A 19,619-nucleotide genomic window follows, 5' to 3' on the forward strand; every position below is an offset into this window, starting at 1 on the left:
AAAGCACACGAAAGCTAATATTAACCTTAAAAATTGATTTTGACTCAACCGTTTCAAGCGCCCTTCAGTCGTTTAAAAATACCTTACAACAACCCGTCACGGACGGCCTGGAGGGAAAAAGCCTTATGCCTAATAATACCGATTGCATCGCTATGCTGCTAGCTGGAGGACAAGGAAGTCGTTTAGCCCCATTTACAGGCCAAATGGCCAAGCCCGTCGTATCTTTCGGCGATCGCTTCCGCATGATTGATTTTCCATTAAGCAATTGCATTAACTCGGGCATCCGCACCATCGGCGTGCTTACCCAATATTGCTCCGACTCGGTTCACGACCACATTACCGATGGAGAAGCTTGGCTTCGCTCAGCAACGACGAAGCATTCTGGCGAAATTACGATGCTGCCTGCTTCTCGGGTATCAAGCTCAGGCTGCTACACGGGAACGGCTGATGCCCTTCTTCGCAATATTGCTTATGTGGACGAGCATCATCCCGAGCATGTGCTTGTTTTGTCAGGCGACCACATTTACCAGATGGATTATCGCCCGATGCTGGAATTTCACAAGGCTAACAAGGCGATGGCAACGATTGCCGTCAAACAGGTGCCATGGCGTGAAGCCCATCGCTTCGGCATCATGCATACGGACGAGCAGTCCCGCATCATGAAGTTTGAGGAGAAGCCGGCAAACCCGGAAAGCAACTTGGCTTCTATGGGCATTTATTTGTTCCGCTGGCAAGATTTAAGACGTTTCCTGCTGGAGGACGCCGCTAACCCTCATTCAAGCCATGACTTTGGCAAAGACATTATTCCCGCCATTTTGGCTGCCGAGGAAAACTTGAACGCTTATCCATACGAGGGCTACTGGCGTGATGTCGGCACTGTGGAAAGCCTGTGGGAAGCGCATATGGAGCTGCTTGACGGCGAGATGAGCCTATCTACAGAAACTTGGCCTCTGCGATCCAAAGAGGTTCAGCAGGTGCGCAAGCCCTATGTCAGCCCGCAAGCCGTGCTGAGCAACAGCATTGCTCATCCAGGCTGCACAATCGAAGGCCGGATTTCACGCTCGGTGCTCGGTGCAGGAGTCAGCATTGGAAAAGGCAGCGGCATCGCCGAAAGCATCATTATGCCCGGTGCAAAAATTGGGCGCAATGTTATTATTCATAGAGCCATTATTGGCGAAAACGCCGTTATTCATGACGGTGCAATCATCGGGGAGAGAAATCACGGAGACATAGCCGTCGTCGCCCCCGGCGAAGCAATTGTGGCTCATTTTATGAATGGCAGCAGCAAATTGAAGGCGCTTGAACAATTAGAGCAGTTTGAGAAATCAGCGACAGAGCTTGTTGGTACAGGAGAAGAGCGATTCAGCAATAGCGTCTTGCACTATTAAAGTGATGTGTCATAAGTGGATGTCTTGGTATCCCATTACTTTCGACAGGACGCTCGCTTTACCCTGCTTGCCGAATCAGCAAATTATATAGCGGGTTATGCAAGGTGAAACGGCTGTCACCGTCCTCTGGCGGCGCAGCGCGTTTCATTCCGAGAAATTCAAAAAATACCCCTCGGTCCACGAAGCAATGTGGGCCGAGGGGTTTTTGAGGTTGTTAGAAGCTTTGTTCCATTATTCGTCAGACTGATCCGATATCGTCAACTGGCTAAGCTTCTCGTTCCATTGAACCGATAGGCCAAACCCCTGCTCAAGCAGCTGATAAGGAACGGCCGTCGCACCGGAATAAACAATCGGCGCCTCTGGCAGCTTAAACGTCGTATTGCCTGCTTTCGCCTGGGTATCCCCTATACGGAAGGTTACTGAGCGTTCCTTGTATTTAAGCGTATAAATTCTGAAGCCTTCTTTATTAAGAACGGAGCTCAACGTCATGCCTAATTCTTTAGCTACGTCTTTTATCGGCACATATACCGTCTCGCCTTGCGGCAGGGCAGGGTATATGCTGCTTAGCCATTGCCCATTTATAAACGTATCAACAGCCGGCCTTGCTTGCATGGGCGTATAAACCATGCCATCGCTGCGTTCGGATGGTCCGCCCGCTTCATAAAACTTGTTATGGCCCCAGCCCCATGCTTTGCCATCCTCATCAATGGCAACGCCGTGGTCTTCCCCCGCTGCGATATGCTTGATCCGGGTGAGCCCTCGCACTTTGCCCTGCTTGCCAGTAGCGGTATATCCATATGCAAAAACCTCGCCATCGGTCGTCAGCATAAGCAGGCTGCCCGCACTTCCGCTTATCTCCTTCAGCGTCAGTATCGGATACAGCGCTTGTTTTTTGCCTTTTTCAGCAATGCTCCACGCTTTTCCTTTCGTATCTAATGCCATTAGACCGCCGCTATACGCGACGATGGAGGTTATGCCGGACAAGCTGGATATTTTAGCCGGAGCTGTAGGCTTAATCGTCTCCGCGCCATCGCGGGGCGTCGCCACAGGCTGCCAGCTCCATACCGTTCCATCCTTCTTCACGGCGTAAGCCTTAGGGTAACCGTATGCTACCTGCACGACTTGATTTAAGCCCTTCACGGCAGCTGGCTTGCCAAAGCTGAGCTTTCCGGTGTCGTCTTGCTGCTTCGTCCATGTTGAGACCGTGCCATTATTCAATAAAGCTATATCGTAGCCGTAGCCGCCTGCCACCTTCGCTACGCCAGCAGCGCCTGCCACCTGCCGAAGCCCATTCGCATTTTTCCCGCTGCTGCCATTATGGCCCCAGGTCCAGACCGTTCCGTCTGCCTTTACCGCCATATAGTTCTGATCGCTCTTATTGATATGAATATAGACAATATCGGAAAGTCCGGAATAACGTACAGGAGCTACTGTATTGCGAAAGCCTGGATTTCCCTCCAGCCCAAGCTCTCCCCACAAATTGCGTCCCCAAGCCCAAACCGTGCCGTCGCTGCGCAGCGCAATCGTATAGTTATGGGCGGCTTCTATTTGCGTGAAGCTTTTGGGGACGGCTTGGGCGGCCTCAGCAGCTTGCTCCTGCCCTTGCTCTTGCAACAGGCTTGCTGCTTGCTCTCCGCTGGCAATCGCCGCACTTTGCGGGCCACCCGTCCATACAAGCGCTGCTAGGAGCGTAAACGCCAGCAAGCTGCGCCAAGCCTTCCCGCTCTTATTAGATTTCCTTGTCGTCGTTATGTTGAACATCTTCATCACTACCCCCAATGACCATTTACAAGCTGTCTATATGGACGGCATTCCCAATTGGAAGGTTGCAGCTTGATGGCTATTTGGCTATTTAGACATTCATTCCTTGGGGATGAAGATGAGGGCGATGAAAAGCTCAGGCGTCCAACTCCAGCACAGAGCTGTTGCTGATCAGCGTTCCGACATGGCTGCCATGGCAAATCGCCTTCATCGAGCCCGGCTGGTCGAAATTAAACACATGAATCGGCAGGTTATAGTCCCGTGCCAAAATAAACGCCGACTGGTCCATCACCTTAAGCTGCTGGTCCAGCACATCATTATAGTGCAGCGATTTGAATTTCCGCGCGCCCTTGTGCAGCTTGGGATCGGCGTCAAGCACGCCGTCTACGCCCTGCTTCGCGACCAGCAGAGCATCGCAGCCCACCTCAATGGCCCGCTGCACCGATGGGTAATCCGTCGTCACATACGGCTGTCCGTTGCCGCCTGCAAAAATGACGATATACCCCTTCTCCAAATGATGCACCGCCCGCAAACGGATGTAAGGCTCGGCAACGCTGCTGACAGGCAGCGCCGTCATGACGCGCACTTCCTTCTTCGTTCTGGCCTTCAGCACGCCTCTGAGCATAAGGCTGTTAATCACGGTCGCAAGCGTACCTATATTGTCCGCCTCTGCCCGTTCAATGCCCCAGCTTTCGCCCATATTGCCGCGAAAAATATTGCCGCCGCCAATAACGAGCGACACCTCAACGCCCATTTTTACAACGGACAGCACTTCTCTTGCGATATGCTCCAGCTTTTCGGGTTCAAAGCCAAACTCGCTTCCACCCGCAACCGCTCCGCCGCTCAGCTTAATCAGCACTCTTTTATACTTGTTATTCATCATCAATCATGCACCTCCAGTTAAATTAACGTTCGCAAGAAGCAGAACATTGGGGACTGAACCATTTAAATAGCGACTCAAGCAAAAATGACTTCGTCGTCCTTCCGGGACGTGCGAAGAGCTTTGTCGGAGAATTCTAAGCGGATATAAGGATGAAACTTATAAAGTCTTATATTTTGAAAAAAAGGCATAAAAAAAACACCAAAGCATGATATGCCTTGGTGCTTCAAAGGAATGGAAATAGAAACGCGCTTCGGGCTGGACAGGCAAAACCGGCTGTTCCATTGCCTTGGCTTTCGCTCCATATTCCCATCTCCTTCCTTTATTCCTTCTTGATTTTGTCTTATTCTACGCCAGCGCTAGGCAAGTTGCAATAGTAGCTTAGGCTTAGGGCTTGCGATGCGGATACGAAATGACGCTACTCCTCGTAAATCATTTTGCGCGTCATGCCGCCGTCGACGACGAGATTAATGCCATTAACGAAATCATTGCCCGGATCGGTCAAATAAAAGCAGGCTTTGGCGATATCATCCGGCTTGCCGACTCGCATGGATGGATGCTGGCTGTGATCCTCCGGCCGCAGTGCTTCATAATCGCCGGTTTCGATCCAGCCGGGGCTGATGGCATTGACGCGAATGCGATCCGGGCCAAAAGAAAGAGCCAGCGCATGCGTCAGTGCAACGATGCCGCCCTTGGAAGCCGCATACGCCTCCGTATTGGGCTCAGACATTAAGGCGCGGGTCGAGGCCATATTGACGATGGCTCCGCCTCCGTTGCCGCGCATCAGCTTTGCCGCTTCCCTTGCGCATAAAAAAGTGCCGCGCAAATTCGTATGGAGCAGCGCATCCCATTCTTCAACCGCAAGGTCGTAAGGCGACTTCCACACCGCATAACCCGCGTTGTTAATCAGCACATCTATGCCGCCGTAGGTCTCGCTGATAAAAGCGAACATCGCTTCGATTTCCGCTGGCTGAGCCAAATCGATTGTATAAGCAGCAGCTTTGCCACCCTCTCCTCGCATGTGGTCGGCTGCGGCCTCAGCGCCCTCGCTGTCCCTGTCTGCCGCAATGACAAGAGCTCCTTGCCTCGCATAGCTTGTCGCAACAACCAAGCCGATGCCGCGCGCGGCGCCGGTTACCAGCACTATTTTTCCACTATAGTCCATTGATCAGCTGCCTCCTCGTTTCCCTTCCTATGCACAAACAGCCGATCAGATAGGCTCTGACCGGCTGCTCAAGCTTTTTATGCGCGACTTAAGCGTTATAAAATTTCAACAGCTCGCTGACGATCGCTTCTTGCGTTCCTTCTACGCGAGTCTGACGCTGCGTTTTCTCAAACAAGGACGAAATTTGCTCAGGGAATGCCTGCTCAATGCCGCAAAGGCGAATCGCCTCGTCGAACTTGGCCGGATGCGCAGTAGCCAGCGAAATCGTTACATCGCCGCTTTCAGCACATTGATCGGCTGCCGCCACGCCGCAAGCGGAGTGAGGGTCAAGCAAATAATCAGTTTCCGCGTTGTATTTGCTGATCGTATCAAGACATTCCTGTCCGCCAACGCCATGAGCGCCGAATTCAGCTTGCACCCGCTGCAAATCGTCTCCAGAAATAACGAGCTTGCCTTCCTTCCGGAACTGGTTCATCAGCTCTGTAATCAGCTGCGGGTTTTCACCCAGCACATAATACAAATAACGCTCGAAGTTGCTTGCCACCTGAATGTCCATCGAAGGGCTGTACGTGCTGCGGAAATCTCCCGGCATATACACGCCTTCCTTGATGAAACGCTCCAAAATGTTGTTTTCGTTCGTTGCCAAAATCAGCTTGTTCACCGGAAGGCCCATGCGCTTCGCAAGGTATCCTGCAAAAATATCGCCAAAGTTGCCAGTCGGCACGCTGAAATTGACTTCCTTCACATCCTGCTGCTTCGCAACCTGGAAGTAAGCATAGAAATAATAAACCGTCTGCGCCAAAATGCGCACAAAGTTAATGGAGTTAATCGCACACAGATGGTTCGCAGACTTAAACTCCAAATCAGCGAACAAATCCTTGATAATGCGCTGGCAGTCGTCAAAATTGCCATCGACCGACAAGTTCAAGACGTTGTCGTCCGGCACTGTCGTCATTTGCAGTTCCTGCACCTTGCTGACTTTGCCATGGGGATGCAAAATGCAAATTTTAATGCCGTCTTTGCCGCGAACGCCTTGAATCGCCGATGCGCCCGTATCGCCGGAGGTCGCGCCAAGAATATGGATCGTCTTGTTCTGCTTGCGGGATACATACGTATATAATTCGCCCATAAATTGCAGCGCAATGTCCTTAAATGCAAAGGTTGGGCCGTGGAACAGCTCCAGCAAATACAGGTTGTCCTTCAAGCGGCGAACAGGCGTTACGCCTGAGTCGCGGAATGTTCCATAGCTGGCATCCACCATCGCCCGCAAATCTTCCGCTGGAATTTCATCATTCGTGAAATAGCCGAAAATTTCCAGCACCAGCTCCTGATAAGACAGGTTCTGCCACGCTTTCAGTTTCTCAGCTGAAAAAACAGGAATTTCACTCGGAACGAGCAAGCCTCCGTCATCTGCAAGTCCCATTAGAAAAGCGTCGATAAATCCGATTTTGCCAACATTTCCTCTTGTGCTAATATACTCCACCGGGTAATCCCTCCGACATTCTTTTGTAACATCATATCATCGTTTCCGGTTAAAATCGAATGGATTATTGAAATATGGCCTGTATTTCATCGCCGAAATGCCCGCGCCGCGCTGCGAGGTTTGCCTGTTATTTCCGCGCGGACGATACAATCAGCTCATACAGCTGCGACAAGGTGTCGCGGCGCTCCTCCTGCTCCATCCGCTTAATGAATGCGGCGCGGTTCTGGTAGACATCCTCAATCGCCGCCAGCAGCGTATCCGGCGCTACCTTCTCCTCATGGAGCACCTCGCAAAAGCCAGAAGACTTGAACGAATCTGCATTGAGCAGCTGATCGCCTCGGCTCTGTGCCTTCGTAAGCGGAATGAGCAGCATTGGCTTGCGCAAATGCAAAAACTCAAATATAGCGTTAGAACCCGCGCGCGAAAGCACAATATCGCTCATCGCCAGCACATCGGGAAGCTGCTCATTAATGTATTCGAACTGCTTGTAATCCGCCGTCTCAAGGACAGGCTCAACCTGTCCTTTGCCGCATAAATGCACGATGCTGAATTTGCGGGTCAGTTCGCTAAGCGCGCTGCGCACCGCCTTATTAATCGCCCGCGACCCAAGGCTGCCGCCCATAATGAGCAGGACGGGCTTCGCTCCTCCTGTTTCTGCCCGCGATGCCCCCTTTTCGTCTACTATTGCTGACGCTGCTGATACTTTCGCTGTTTCCGCGGCAGACTCTTCGGCTCTCACGCTTTTTCCCGAAATGTTCACCACCAGCTTGGCAGGGTTAGCCGAATGGGCGGCGCTTTCCTTTGACGCCTGCCCTTGCGGCGTCTTGCTTAGCGTCTGTGAGCTGCCTGCTGCTCCCGAGGCTGCTGCATCAGCTGCTTCGGATGCAGGCAGCAGACCGCAATAGGCTCTGCCTCGCGAGGCAACCCCTCGCCCCAGCTCATCGCGGATGACTGCGCCAACATAATGCGCCTTGCCTGACGGCAAATGCTGCGCCGTCTCGGGAAAGGTCGTGCACACGCCCGTCGCGAAAGGGATTGCAATGCGATTCGCCAGTCCCGGGGTCAGATCCGATTCATGAATAAGCACCGGCACCCGATTGAGCCACGCGCCCAGCACAACCGGAACGGAAACGAAGCCGCCCTTGGAAAAAATCACGTTTGGCTTCTCCCGCTGTATGAGCCGATAAGCTTGAAAAACCCCTTTAACAACCTTGAAGGGGTCCTTCACATTTTGCCAGTCCAAATAGCGCCGAAGCTTGCCTGTCGCTATACCATGATATGTAAGCTGCTCTAGTGGAGCAGTAAGTTGCTTCTCAATGCCATTTTCCGACCCAATATAATGGATCTGCCAGCCGGCTTCCGCGAAACGGGGAATCAGCGCCAAGTTAACGGTCACATGGCCTGCCGTCCCTCCGCCTGTAAACATAATTTTCCTGCCCATTATCCATAACCTCCGGTTCCTTGCTGCCCATTCTCTTCCTTGCTCTTTATATGTATGACGAAAAATCAGGAAATTGTCAACTCATCTATCGTATACACATATGCCCAGAAACCATAAGACGGAAGCTTCGGGCTATCGGAGCAAGCAAAAGAAGGTTCTGTCACACTTGGCTAGACTGGATCCGTTGAAGCCGGATCCAGCAGCCAGGGCAGCCAGACGAGCGGAACTTTTGCTTCAATCCCGCTTCGCAGCTGGCGCTTTCACAACTGCTGGAGCCGGAAAAGCATCCGCTCCCTCCCTCTGGCCATCTTCCTCTACGTAACGCTTAAGCGCACCTAGCTTATTTTCCCAATAACGCTCGTAGAAGGCGATCCATCGCTTTAGCTGCTGCAAAGGCTCCGTATCTAGCCGGTAGCGGGTTTCCCGGCCAACCTTGCGCTCTTTGACCAATCCTGCCTCAGCCAAAATTCGCAAATGCTTCGATACCGCAGTCCGGCTCATCTCATAATGGCTGCTGATGACCGTGACTGGCATCTCCTCATCGACAAGCAGCCGAAGCAGGCTGCGGCGCGTCGGATCGGCAATCGCTTGGAACACCTCAGCCTTCGGCTCCGACGCCTCGCTGCTATTGTGCCTCGACATACGAAGCCAGCCTTTGCTGAATGCCAGTCCAGCCCTTGTCCATATTGCCGCGCACGATTTCATGCGGCTGACCGAACTCCGTCACCGTATCCGCATTCCAGCCGCTATGAATAAGCGTAAATTCCGTGTCTGCTCCTACAGCCTTTAACTCGAAGGAGAGCGTCCAGTCCTTGCCCCATTTGAAGGAGAGGCGATTCGGCGGATCGATGACCGTCACCTTGCAGGGAGACTTTCCGAACGCGCCAGCTTCCAGCTGAAACTCATAACCTTCCTCCGGCTGAAAATCATTGGGCATAAACCATGCGGCGATGCCCTCTGACGTCGCTACCGCCTTCCACACTTTGTCTATCGGCGCCTTAAGCACCAGCGTCTGCCGGATATCCGGCAGCGTATTTGCCGCTTCGCTGCTCATTGTCAATCGTCTCCTCTTCTAATCGCTTTATTCTCTAAGTTCTTGCGGACACCAGATCCGTTATATACGCAAAATCATTGCATTTCCCTATTCTGTCGGACACCAGCGCGCTTATTTGTGCTTTTAAGCCTCATTTTATGGCTCTGTCGGGCAAATAACGGCTCTCCTGTCCGCCGCCTAAAATAAGTTCACTTTCTATAACAAATAGCGGATTCTGTGTCCGTGAAGACGGACAGGCATTTGATTGCCGTTTTTCTTTCATTAGCGGCCTCATGTATGCCGCCAGTTACGCAGCTAGTTATGCCCTCAGTTATTGTGCTAGTTACTCCGTCAGTTATGCAATTCGTTTTGCAGCTAGTTACACCGTCAGTTATGGTGCTAGTTACGCCTTCAGTTATGCCGTCAGCAGTTATTTCTTCTTTACTTTGTCCGTATGGCGAAATCGCAGCGCTGACCACACCTCGTCCACAGCGGCATTGCTCACAGGTCTATACGGTGTAAGCTCCATGACTAGCGCCGCCAAGCTGTCGCGGTTAATATCTGCCCCAGCCTTCGCGCTTTGCTTAGGATACGTGATCCAGAATACCGCGTCTTCTTCAAGCTGCGGCAATACGATCGGCAGCTGTTCCCTCACCTGCGCTGCATGATGAACAAAAAGCTGGGCGAAGCCATATGGGCCTGCACCACTCGTATCTTCAGCGATCCCAGGCGCATAGCCCTCCGGGGCATTCCATACCTTCGCAGCCTGTCCCTCTTTATAACGCAGCTTTTTCAGCAGTCCTTCATCCGCCATCCCGCTTCCTCCTTCAAGTCATGCCTGCACATGCGAAACCTTTTGGTTTCCTTTTGGATTATACGAAACCTTTTGGTTTCATGTCAATAGACTAGGCACTGATTAGAGTAACCAAAACCTTCCTGTATGATTTGTGATTAGCGACGCGTAATTATGGTTACATAGATAACATGAGACACTACAACAGCTGACACAAGCTACACATTGGTGAACAGCAAAAACACAAAGAGAAAGGCAGTGATCAATATGGGTTTTTTATGGACGTTAATTATAGGAGGCATTATCGGTTGGCTCGCAGGAATGATCGTTGGGCGTGATGTTCCCGGAGGCATCATTGGAAATATTATTGCAGGTTTTATCGGCGCATGGCTCGGAGGCTTAATCTTCGGCGAGCTTGGTCCGGTCATCGGCGGCTTCTATTTCATTCCAGCGTTAATTGGCGCAGTCGTATTGGTGTTCATTCTTAGCCTGATCTTGGCTGGACGAAGAAGACGAGCATAATTTTTTTCACCAATATTTTTTGAATAAATAAATGTAGAATAACTAAACAACCTGACGCCAGAAGGCATAATGTCAGGTTGTTTGGTTTTTCAGGCTATTTTTTTCGCAAGCATTAAACGACCATTAGCGACAAAAAGCCATGTCGAAAATCGAATATCGTGTCATAATTTGTAATAATATATACTTTATTTTTCACTATGCTCAAAAAATATATTTATTCAAGAAATTGTTCAAATTACAAGACTTGTGTTGCTGCTCTGAGGTTGTTAATCTAGACATAGGCCTAAATGATCAGCCGTTGAAAAATCTAGCATTTTACGCCTTTCGGCCGTGCTGGCATCGGTTGTAATTGGTTTTTAATATCTGTAAAATGTTTGTAGTTACCGAAGGTTAATAGGAGGTCCTCATGTTTGCTAAACGCCTTAAACAACTCAGAAAAAAAAGAAAGTACTCCATGCAGCAACTAGCGGATACCGTAGGCGTGGCTAAGAGTACCTATGCAGGCTATGAATCCGGCTATCGGCAGCCTACTTTGGAGACCATTCAAAGCATTGCGAAGAAATTGAATACGACATCCGATTATTTGCTAGGATTAACGGACTATCCTGATCAACAGGAACCGAGCAACAACGCCAAGGAGTTTTTCAATCATGAGCAGCTTCATTGGGACGGCGTTCCGCTGGAGCAGGAGGATTTAGAGCTTGTCCGGATGCTGCTTGAACGCGTTGTGCGCGACCGCACTTCATCCGGCGACCCTTCACAAAATCCTTCCTAGTCGGTGACCCTTATCCGCTTGCTTGAACAGCGTTCAGTTTGTTGATGGCGCTGCTGCGAATTTCCGCTTTAATGGATTGATATTCCTGCGTCCACGTTGATTTTTTAGCAAAGGCTATACCAGCTTCCTTATATTCTGTTTCAGCCTTGTTAATTAATGCTTGGTATTGTTTATCGCAAGAAGCCTCTGCAGCAGCAATTTTCCCCAGCAGCTCCCCTTGCAACGCCTTTTCATCCAGTTCCGAGCTTTTGTTTATTGCCGCAACAACCTGTGTCATTAGCTGATTGGCATTGCTGACGCATTTTCCTTTTAATGCCGAAAGCTGTGACTCATATTTGCTGTTGAGAGATTTGGTCTTGCTTTGAGTATCCTTCGTCTGGCTGGCTGTCTTGTTGTCCGTAGCCGTACTTGCTTTCCCGCCTGACGGCTTGCCTGGCTCATCCGTTATTGCAGTTCCGTCCGTCTTGCCAGCCGAGCTTGCCTGGGAGGAAGCCGTCTCTTGACCGTTCGCCTCCGCAGCTTGCTTGCCCTCTTCTTCCTCCTTGGCCTGCTTCGCTTTTTCCAAAATCGCCTTGCGCTTCGCATCATCCTTCTCGCCAACCGCTTCTATCGGATAGTTCGTGTCCACGATCGCCAAATATTTACCATATTGCTTCGTAATGGAACGCAGGGCGTCAATTTCCTCCGTCGTCAGCTTAGCCAGCAGCAAATCGCGTATGGCCTGCTTTTCCTCCGTCGTCAGCTCCTCATCCGATTGCCCCAGCAAAATATACATTTCGCGGAATGAAAGCCCGGAGTTCAGCAAAATAGCAGCAACGTCCAGCGCGTCATCGGATTTGATAGTCTTGCCTGCGATTTGCTCCGCTTTGCCAACCGCACTATCGAGTGAGGACGGCAGCTCCGCCTGATTGGCCGCCCCGCCAGAGGCTGGTGCCGTGCCATCCTGCTCAGCCACTAAAGCGGCACGCCGCTGCTGGATATCCTCCAAGCTGATCGAGCTGATTTTCCAATAGAAGAAACCGACCGTACCGATAAGCAGAACAGCGATCGTTGCAGCGGTTATTAAAATCGTCTTCCAAATGCGTTTTTTCATCCTGTATCCATCCTTTCTTACGCGAAAAGAGCCGGATAAAGGTGTTATCACCTTTATCCGGCATTTGGGCCATTATGCTGCAGGTTAAAAACTTGAGCTATAGATTAATCAAACGATACAGCATGACCGCTGCTTCGGCGCGTGTCGTATTGGCATTGACCGGAAAGCTGCCCTGCTCCAGTGGAAGCAGGCTGTTCGCTGCCGCGAAGGCAACGCCCGCCTTCAACGATGGATGCAGGTTGTCCGCATCTTTCATATCGGCAAGTGCGGCTTTTACGTCGGATGGCACTTCTAATCCCTTCGACAGCTTCGCCGCCCTTGCAATCATCGTTGCCATTTCAGCATGCGTAATGGTTGCCTCCGGCTCGAAGCGATTGCCGCTTCGGCCTTGTACAAGGCCGTTCTTCACAGCTGCGCTCACATATGGCGCATACCATTGGCTGGCTGGCACGTCTTTGAACGTGCTGTCTGACGATGCATTTTTCAAATCCAGCGACCGAATGAGCATTTTGGCAAACTCCGCCCGCGTCACCATTTTGTTTGGATCAAAATGCAAATCCTCCACACCGTCAATAATGCCTTTGGCTGCTATCGCTTCAATTTCCTTGCCTGCCCATGCATATACGCTGTCCAGATCTTGAAAGGATGAGGGGGCAGGATTTACGATTGCGGCCGCTTGATCTACCGGATAAACAATCGAAACCTCCGTTTCAAGCGTATCCTCCAGCACCGCTTCTGTTACAGCATCTGTCGCAGCCTCGGCAACTGCCTGACCGACGTCCGGATTTACAAGACTGGGCGTTTCAGCAGGCAAAATCCCCTCCTGGGCTCCCGCTGTCAATGTCGAGCCGCTCAAATATTCGCTAAAATTGAAATAAGGCATATTCACAATATACTGGTCAATGCTGCTGCCCGTTCCCAGCTTGGCGAAGCTTTCGCCGAGCACCTTCCATACCGCTTCGCGCCGAGTCAAATAGTTTTGCATCGCTTCAACCGGCGGCTTGAAAATGATATAGCCCTTATCGACCGTCACATACGGTGTAACGTCGAATGTATTTTCCTGCTTCCAGGTCGTCTGCAGCAGTTCTACCGCCTGGCCTAGCAGCACTTGCTTCTGCTCGGACGACGACTGCGACCACTGCGAAATGATCGTATTCATTTCCTTGTGGTATTCGGCTAGAAGGTCGTCCTCTGGTACTTCAGGCTCCTCCTTGCCGAGCGTCACTTCCTTCTCGAAAAGCACTTTGCCGAGCAGGCTTGCCCGCAGCGTCGCTTTCGCCGAAACGACCGAGCCCGGTATCGTTACTACGCCCGACTGCGCAACTTTTACATCTTTGCTGCCTGACGTTTTGGACCAGACCAGCAATTCTTTGGGAACCTCACGACCAAAAATCGAAAGCTTGTACGTATGCTTGCGGCCCTCATGGTCGATGTCCACCGTCTCCTTCGCACCCGATCGCATATAAGCAATCATCATGGAGCGGATGGCTGGAACCTCCTTCTTAAGCTGGTTGCGGAAATTGGTGACGGTATCTACCATGTCTTTTTTCGTAATGTCCAGCTTGGCTAATACAGCACTCACTTTGTAGGTCGAGGTATCGGAAAGAACCGTTTCCAGCGCATCGCCAAGCAGCTTCGTCTGCTCACTTTCGCTCGCCATTAGAAGCAGCAGCTCGGTATTGCTTTTCTCCGAAACTAGCGACGTCGTTTTTTGCTCCAGCGCATTCATAAACTGCATGGCGTCATCCACCGTGAGATGATTTTGCCTCGCAAGTGCTGCTACTGCCTGCAAAGCGCCGCTATAGGCCGGGTTTTTGCGAATCGCCTCTAAATTATCAAAAGAAGGATCATATTGCAGGCTTCCCGCCGCTACCATAAAGTCGAAAAGCGGCTGCTGAACAGAAGGGTCTATTTTGCCAGCCAGCTTATTCCATATTGGAGCAATCAATTGGCCATTGGCTTCAAAGCTGAGCGTTGCAATTTCGTCCCGCAGGTCTCTGACCTCCTGTACGTCAGCCGGATCGCCCATTTGCAAATATTGATGCAGCTCCAGCAGGCGTTTAACAAACTCACTGCTGTAAAAGGATTCGGCTGCACCCGCATGCGCCGTCTGAACAATGCCGAGCTTCTCCAGCAAGCCCCGCTCGCTGAGCGGCAATCCGGACAGCGCCGTACCCGCAACAGCTGCCGCCAGGGCAGCGGAGACGATTTTTTTCGTAAACCTCATTACGTCCTCACCTCTTCTTTCGAAAATGGAAAATCGATGTAGAAGGCTGTTGAAAAGGAACTGCACTGCGTGGAAGGCTTGGTTTCCGATCGTTATTGCCCCCTGATTTCCTTGAATTAATCCGCTTAAGCGGTCAAAATCATGGGGCAAATACGAACGCTCCCGCTTCTCCAACTCAACCCTCCCACTCCGCTTGCCTTTTCAAAAATCCTTCTAGCATTTTTTTCTTAGCTGCCTAAATCAATTCATGTATCGCAATGTCTTCTATGTTCATCATAGGTCTGCCCACCGGATAGTAGGCGAACAGCGTGCCTTCCAGCTGCTCTTTGCTGATCGCATTGCGGCCGTCAATGAGAATGGGGCTCGCCATGACGCGCTCCACTTCCTTGAGATCAAGCTTCGTGTAGTCCTCCCACTCCGTGAGCAGGCAGACAGCGTCGCAATGCTTCGCCGCATCAAGCGCGGAATCGCACCATTCAATAGAAGGGTGGTTCAGCAGGGAACGGAAATTTTCGACCGCAATGGGGTCCGTTACCCGTGGAATTGCGCCAAGCGCAAGCAGCGATTCAATAATTTCAATCGCAGGCGCTTCTCTTACATCATCGGTTTCCGGCTTAAACGCAAGGCCCCAAATCGCAACGCGTCTGCCATGCATGCTGCCTAGCGCCCGCTTGAGCTTGTCGATGACGCCGTAGCGCTGATGCTGATTGACCTCTACGACCGACTTGAGCAGCTTGAAGTCGTATTCCACATTGCCGGCAATTTGAATTAATGCCTTCGTATCTTTCGGAAAGCAGGAGCCGCCATAGCCAATGCCAGCGCGCAGGAAGGAGGAACCTATCCGGCGGTCGAGCCCCATGCCGTGGGCAACCTCCGTCACGTCCGCGCCTACTTTTTCGCAAATGTTGGCAATTTCATTGATGAACGATATTTTCGTAGCTAGAAACGCATTGGAGGCGTATTTGATCATCTCGGCGCTGCGGATATCCGTCATAATGAGCTGGTCGGTAAACGGCTTGTGCAGGCTTGTCAGTACCTCTGCTGCACGCGTGCTCTCCGAGCCGATAACGATGCGGTCTGGATTTAAAGTATCCTTGACTGCCGAGCCTTCGCGCAGAAACTCAGGAACGGAGGCGATATCGAACGGGTAATCGCTGATCGCTGCCACAATGCCGCGAACGCGTTCGTTCGTGCCGACCGGCACTGTGCTTTTCACAACAACAACCTTATAGCCGTTAAGCGCGTAGCCGATTTCACGTGCTACCAGCTCGACAAATCGCATATCCGCTTCGCCATTCGGCAGCGGCGGCGTGCCTACCGCAATAATGACAACATCCGCCAGAGCCATCGCTTCGGTCAAATCATCGGTGAAGGAGAGGCGTCCTGCCGCCGTATTGCTATCGGCCAGCTCTTTGAGCCCTGGCTCATAAATGGGAATTTCACCGCTGCGCAGGCGCTCAATTTTGCTTACATCCTTATCGACACAGATGACATGATTGCCTTTCTCCGCATAACATACGCCCGATACCAATCCTACATATCCCGTTCCTATCACTGTTACGTTCATCAAGCTCCAGCTCCTATCATTTATTTTGAAATTTTCTATTATAAAATGGTCTCCACATCGTAGAGCAGCGCCGTACGAATAGCTGCCAGCCTGCGCCTGCAGCGCACCTCGCTCCAATCCTTCGCTCCGTAGTAAAGCCGCAGCGACGTGCCTGCCCCGGTAGGCTGAAGCGCGCACCAAGCTCCATCCTCGAAAACATATTTGATCACATTCGCCCCCAGCTCCTGATTCGCAGCTTCCTTGCTGAAGCCGAGCGCTCGCACGCCGTGCTCCTCGGAATCGTAAATGCTGCGAATCCGCAGCGAGGAAAGCTTCTCCGGCACTTCGCCCCGCAGCTTGCGCATCACATTGCGCAGCCGCTGCGAGCCTTCAAGGCCGGGAAAGGACAGGCTGACCTGATCCTCCAAATAAAAGCCATATGCCTCATAAAGCTTGTGCAGCTGATCCCATAGTGTCAGGCCGCGGCTTTTATAAAAAGCCGCCATCTCTGTTGTGAGCAGCAGCGTCTGCATGGCATCCTTATCTCTGACGAACGCCTGCGGCAAGCAGCCGCCCGTCTCATCAAAGGCGAAAAAATATTTTCTCGCCCCAAGCTGCTCCTCCTCCGCTATGCGAGCGGCAATATGGCGGAAGCCCGGCGGCGTCTCTACGATGTGAAGACCGTAGCGTCTTGCTATCGCTGTGCTAAGCTCCGTCGTCAGCAGTGACTTGTAGAAGGCTGCCGGGTAAACCGGCTCATTGGCACGCTTCTGCGCGCAAAGATATTCAAGCAGCAAGCTGCCTAGCTGGTTCGCGGACAGCAAGCGGAACTCCCTGCTTTTGTCCCGAGCCATTGCACCCAGCTGCTGCGATTCGGGATCGGTCGCCATAATCAGATCCGTCTGCTTCCGCTCGGCGAGCAGCAGCGCCCGCCCGTAAGAATTGGAATTGTTAGGGTCTGGCTCATCAATGGTCGGAAAAAGCGGGTCTGGCTGGGACTGCTCCGGCACGCTTTCCACATCGCGATAGCCCATTTGCTTCAGCAGCTCCAGCAGCGTCTGCCCTCCGCTGCCATGCAGCGGCGTATATATAACGCGCAGCCGCGAGCGCCCAGCTCGAAAGGCTGTCGGGCGAACGATAATGTCCGCTAGCTTGCTGTGGTAAGCCTTGTCCACCTCTGTACCGACAAGTACAAGCAGCCTTTGCCGCACCGCCTCCTCCGCATCCATCAGCGGAATGGCAACCTCCTCCTCAATGCCCTCCATGCGCCTTGCTACGAGTTGATTGTATTCCGGCGCCATGACAGCGCCATCTGAGCTGAACAGCTTGACGCCGTTGTAATCATAAGGATAATGGCCGGCTGTAATCATCAGCCCGGCTGCCGCTTGCAGAAAACGGACAGCGAAGGAGAGCTCCGGCGTAGGCCGGGCCTGCTCGAAAAGATAAACCTTCACGCGGTTTTTGGCCAGCACGAGCGCTGCCTGTTCCGCGAACACCCGCGATAAAATTCGGCTGTCAAAAGCAATCGCAACACCGCGCTGCTTCGCCTCCTCGCCGCCGCTGCGAATTTCCCCAGCAAGCGCCAGCGCGATGCGGCGCACCGTGTAGATGTTCATCCGGTTCGTTCCTGCGCCTACCTTCTCCCGCACGCCTTCCGGCCCAAGGTGAAGATGCTTGTAGAAGCGGTCGGTCAAATCGCCTGCTCCAAGCTCTCCGAGCTCTTTTCGAAGGTAAAAGGGCAGTTCTGCTTCCCTCCAGCGCTCGTATCTCCGATCAATCGCATAATCCAGCTGCTCTGCAATAGCATTCCTCATCCTGTTAGCTCCTTCAAATCATGCAATATTGCATAATGTCATTCCAATCCGCTTCCAGCCTGACGCTCTCCTCTTCTACAAGCTGCGTTCCTCTCATAACCTCGATCATTTCCATCGGTGTAAGGGCAAGCAGGCAGTGTCTACTGCCTAGAGGGATGTTAATAATGTCGCCAGCCTTTACGGTCCGCAGCTGGTCATCGAGCATCATTTCGCCTTCACCGGACAAAATCGTCCACACCTCGCAGCGATTGTTATGATAGTGATAGCTGAAGTTTTTCCCTCTATCGAGGCAGACGCGCTTCGTCATGACCTCGCTGCCGTCCGGATATTTCAAATAATCAAGCACGATGTAGTAGCCCCATCTGCGTTCCTCGTACATCGGGCGCTTATCGCTATTTTTCAGCACTTCTTTAATGCGCGGGCTGGACGCTTTGTCGGAAACGAGAATGCCGTCGGGGCTAGCAGCGACGATAGCATTTTTGATGCCCAGAATCGTAATCGGAATACCCAGCTCGTTAATGACATGCGTATCCGTTGCAAGCTCTGTCGTAATATGCTCGCCAAGCTCCGACGTTCCCATTTCTTCTGTCAGCGTGTTCCAGGTGCCAAGGTCTTTCCAGCAGCCGTCAAAAGGAAGCACAGCAACCTGCTTGGCCCGCTCAACGACCTCGTAATCGAAGCTTGTTTTCACCAGCGTGCTGTATTGATTGACGAGCTCGTCGTATTGAATTGGAATCCGCTTCTCGATGAGCAGATTAATCAAATAGCCGAGCTTGAAGGCGAACACGCCACAGTTCCAAAGCGCTCCGCGCTGCATTAGCTCGGATGCCGCATCCTCGCGCGGCTTTTCAGTGAAGTGCCGAACAAGCCTGTACGAGCGGGCATTGCCTGTTTCTGCGTCATTCACTTCCGCTTCCGTGACGTCGCCTGCCGCATTAATAATCAGCTTAGGCTCGTCAGTCTCCGGCACGATGTAGCCGTATTTTTCCGATGGGAAGGTCGGTTTGACGCCCATCAGCGCCATATCGCAGCCAGAATCGCGAATGACCTGCTCAAGCTCGCTTATTTTATGGAAGAAGGCATCCTCCACATAGGGGTCAACCGGGAGAATCGTCACGACCTCATCCAGGCTGACTCCGGCAACGGAGTACAAATAAACCGCCGATAAAGCGATAGCCGGGAACGTATCCCGCCGCTCTGGTTCAATAATGAGCGGCACCGACAAGCCGGCATGCACCCGAATCATTTCCTCCTGCGCCTTGCCTGCGGCGATATAGGATGAGCTTTGCAGGCCCGTCTCGCCCAGCTGGCGCCATACCCGCTCGACCATCGATTCCTTTAGCCCGCCGGGCCCATCCAAAATACGCAAAAATTGCTTCGACCTTGCATCATTAGATAGCGGCCACAGCCGTTTACCTGAACCGCCGGATAAAAGAATCAGCTTCATTGGTTTTGCTCCTCCTTTTGCAATTGAAACTGTGGTGAAAGAAAAGCTGCGCTGCACAAGCGTAAACGACTTTGCCGTCCTCTGGCGGTAATGCTAACGTTTCGCGGTGAAATATAAGCCAAGTATAAAGAGAATACTTATACTTTCTTATATTTTGAAAAGCTTGGCTTCCGATCGCCATTACCCTTGAATTTCTTTGAATCGCCTATATAGGCGGAAATTCAAGGGTAAAAGCGAGCGCTGTCGCTTCT

16 protein-coding genes are annotated in these 19,619 nt (G+C 51.9%); 3 read left to right on the forward strand and 13 right to left on the reverse strand.

Translation table 11 applies throughout. The features are described 5' to 3' along the window. Positions 1 to 125 precede the first annotated feature (125 nt). Positions 126 to 1,388, forward strand: coding sequence for a glucose-1-phosphate adenylyltransferase (locus tag AC50Y5_RS17565; protein ID WP_056033812.1), 1,263 nt, complete (start codon positions 126 to 128; stop codon positions 1,386 to 1,388). Between the two features lie 231 nt (positions 1,389 to 1,619). Here AC50Y5_RS17565 and AC50Y5_RS17570 read toward each other — a convergent pair whose 3' ends face one another. From AC50Y5_RS17570 to AC50Y5_RS17605, 8 genes are all read right to left on the reverse strand, one after another. Continuing rightward, on the reverse strand, positions 1,620 to 3,149 hold the full coding sequence (locus AC50Y5_RS17570; protein WP_494862472.1) for a stalk domain-containing protein: 1,530 nt from the start codon (positions 3,147 to 3,149) through the stop codon (positions 1,620 to 1,622). Between the two features lie 136 nt (positions 3,150 to 3,285). Continuing rightward, complete coding sequence (gene pyrH, locus AC50Y5_RS17575) at positions 3,286 to 4,029, reverse strand: UMP kinase (RefSeq protein WP_494862893.1); 744 nt, start codon at positions 4,027 to 4,029, stop codon at positions 3,286 to 3,288. A gap of 418 nt (positions 4,030 to 4,447) precedes the next feature. Beyond that, positions 4,448 to 5,194 (reverse strand): SDR family NAD(P)-dependent oxidoreductase, encoded by a 747-nt coding sequence (locus AC50Y5_RS17580; RefSeq protein ID WP_056033808.1) that lies wholly within the window; start codon positions 5,192 to 5,194, stop codon positions 4,448 to 4,450. 88 nt (positions 5,195 to 5,282) lie between these two features. Further along, positions 5,283 to 6,677 carry a threonine synthase gene (gene thrC / locus AC50Y5_RS17585; RefSeq protein WP_056033805.1) on the reverse strand — a complete coding sequence of 465 codons (1,395 nt, stop codon included), beginning with the start codon at positions 6,675 to 6,677 and terminating at the stop codon, positions 5,283 to 5,285. A gap of 127 nt (positions 6,678 to 6,804) precedes the next feature. After that, on the reverse strand, positions 6,805 to 8,118 hold the full coding sequence (locus AC50Y5_RS17590; RefSeq protein ID WP_494862475.1) for a glycosyltransferase: 1,314 nt from the start codon (positions 8,116 to 8,118) through the stop codon (positions 6,805 to 6,807). Positions 8,119 to 8,352: 234 nt separating this feature from the next. Further along, positions 8,353 to 8,760, reverse strand: coding sequence for an ArsR/SmtB family transcription factor (locus AC50Y5_RS17595; protein ID WP_494862477.1), 408 nt, complete (start codon positions 8,758 to 8,760; stop codon positions 8,353 to 8,355). Further along, positions 8,744 to 9,172, reverse strand: a complete 429-nt coding sequence (locus AC50Y5_RS17600; RefSeq protein ID WP_056033799.1) for an SRPBCC family protein — start codon at positions 9,170 to 9,172, stop codon at positions 8,744 to 8,746. Before AC50Y5_RS17600 ends, AC50Y5_RS17595 begins: the two co-directional genes overlap by 17 nt. Before the next feature lie 409 nt (positions 9,173 to 9,581). Then, entirely contained in the window at positions 9,582 to 9,965 is a 384-nt protein-coding gene (locus tag AC50Y5_RS17605) for a hypothetical protein (protein WP_056033796.1), read from the reverse strand. Between the two features lie 246 nt (positions 9,966 to 10,211). Here AC50Y5_RS17605 and AC50Y5_RS17610 point away from each other — a divergent pair, with 246 nt between their 5' ends. Then, entirely contained in the window at positions 10,212 to 10,466 is a 255-nt protein-coding gene (locus AC50Y5_RS17610; protein WP_056033793.1) for a GlsB/YeaQ/YmgE family stress response membrane protein, read from the forward strand. A gap of 406 nt (positions 10,467 to 10,872) precedes the next feature. Continuing rightward, positions 10,873 to 11,241 carry a helix-turn-helix domain-containing protein gene (locus tag AC50Y5_RS17615; RefSeq protein WP_056033790.1) on the forward strand — a complete coding sequence of 123 codons (369 nt, stop codon included), beginning with the start codon at positions 10,873 to 10,875 and terminating at the stop codon, positions 11,239 to 11,241. 10 nt (positions 11,242 to 11,251) lie between these two features. Here the strand turns inward: AC50Y5_RS17615 and AC50Y5_RS17620 are convergent, their stop codons facing one another. The 5 genes from AC50Y5_RS17620 to AC50Y5_RS17640 form a co-directional block, all read right to left on the reverse strand. Beyond that, the gene (locus AC50Y5_RS17620) at positions 11,252 to 12,334 is read right to left on the reverse strand and encodes a hypothetical protein (protein WP_494862481.1); all 1,083 of its coding nucleotides are present in this window, start codon (positions 12,332 to 12,334) and stop codon (positions 11,252 to 11,254) included. A gap of 97 nt (positions 12,335 to 12,431) precedes the next feature. Then, the gene (locus tag AC50Y5_RS17625) at positions 12,432 to 14,561 is read right to left on the reverse strand and encodes an S-layer homology domain-containing protein (protein WP_155973035.1); all 2,130 of its coding nucleotides are present in this window, start codon (positions 14,559 to 14,561) and stop codon (positions 12,432 to 12,434) included. 235 nt (positions 14,562 to 14,796) lie between these two features. Next, positions 14,797 to 16,128: a UDP-glucose dehydrogenase family protein gene (locus AC50Y5_RS17630; RefSeq protein WP_056033781.1), complete on the reverse strand. Its 1,332-nt coding sequence runs from the start codon at positions 16,126 to 16,128 to the stop codon at positions 14,797 to 14,799. 38 nt (positions 16,129 to 16,166) lie between these two features. Continuing rightward, positions 16,167 to 17,921, reverse strand: a complete 1,755-nt coding sequence (locus AC50Y5_RS17635; RefSeq protein WP_056033778.1) for a phospho-sugar mutase — start codon at positions 17,919 to 17,921, stop codon at positions 16,167 to 16,169. A gap of 13 nt (positions 17,922 to 17,934) precedes the next feature. Continuing rightward, complete coding sequence (locus AC50Y5_RS17640; protein WP_056033776.1) at positions 17,935 to 19,368, reverse strand: sugar phosphate nucleotidyltransferase; 1,434 nt, start codon at positions 19,366 to 19,368, stop codon at positions 17,935 to 17,937. Positions 19,369 to 19,619 lie beyond the last annotated feature (251 nt).

The sequence above is a fragment of the Paenibacillus sp. JT22N7 genome, from assembly GCF_059383875.1.

What these genes read in the sequence shown, in the direction of transcription:
- AC50Y5_RS17640 (WP_056033776.1), bottom strand. Translation starts at nt 19,368, where the DNA reads ATGAAGCTGATTCTTTTATCCGGCGGTTCAGGTAAACGGCTGTGGCCG.
- AC50Y5_RS17635 (WP_056033778.1), bottom strand. Translation starts at nt 17,921, where the DNA reads ATGAGGAATGCTATTGCAGAGCAGCTGGATTATGCGATTGATCGGAGA.
- AC50Y5_RS17590 (WP_494862475.1), bottom strand. Translation starts at nt 8,118, where the DNA reads ATGGGCAGGAAAATTATGTTTACAGGCGGAGGGACGGCAGGCCATGTG.
- AC50Y5_RS17605 (WP_056033796.1), bottom strand. Translation starts at nt 9,965, where the DNA reads ATGGCGGATGAAGGACTGCTGAAAAAGCTGCGTTATAAAGAGGGACAG.
- AC50Y5_RS17610 (WP_056033793.1), top strand. Translation starts at nt 10,212, where the DNA reads ATGGGTTTTTTATGGACGTTAATTATAGGAGGCATTATCGGTTGGCTC.
- AC50Y5_RS17630 (WP_056033781.1), bottom strand. Translation starts at nt 16,128, where the DNA reads ATGAACGTAACAGTGATAGGAACGGGATATGTAGGATTGGTATCGGGC.
- AC50Y5_RS17625 (WP_155973035.1), bottom strand. Translation starts at nt 14,561, where the DNA reads ATGAGGTTTACGAAAAAAATCGTCTCCGCTGCCCTGGCGGCAGCTGTT.
- AC50Y5_RS17570 (WP_494862472.1), bottom strand. Translation starts at nt 3,149, where the DNA reads ATGTTCAACATAACGACGACAAGGAAATCTAATAAGAGCGGGAAGGCT.
- AC50Y5_RS17620 (WP_494862481.1), bottom strand. Translation starts at nt 12,334, where the DNA reads ATGAAAAAACGCATTTGGAAGACGATTTTAATAACCGCTGCAACGATC.
- AC50Y5_RS17580 (WP_056033808.1), bottom strand. Translation starts at nt 5,194, where the DNA reads ATGGACTATAGTGGAAAAATAGTGCTGGTAACCGGCGCCGCGCGCGGC.
- pyrH (WP_494862893.1), bottom strand. Translation starts at nt 4,029, where the DNA reads ATGAATAACAAGTATAAAAGAGTGCTGATTAAGCTGAGCGGCGGAGCG.
- AC50Y5_RS17600 (WP_056033799.1), bottom strand. Translation starts at nt 9,172, where the DNA reads ATGAGCAGCGAAGCGGCAAATACGCTGCCGGATATCCGGCAGACGCTG.
- AC50Y5_RS17565 (WP_056033812.1), top strand. Translation starts at nt 126, where the DNA reads ATGCCTAATAATACCGATTGCATCGCTATGCTGCTAGCTGGAGGACAA.
- AC50Y5_RS17615 (WP_056033790.1), top strand. Translation starts at nt 10,873, where the DNA reads ATGTTTGCTAAACGCCTTAAACAACTCAGAAAAAAAAGAAAGTACTCC.
- AC50Y5_RS17595 (WP_494862477.1), bottom strand. Translation starts at nt 8,760, where the DNA reads ATGTCGAGGCACAATAGCAGCGAGGCGTCGGAGCCGAAGGCTGAGGTG.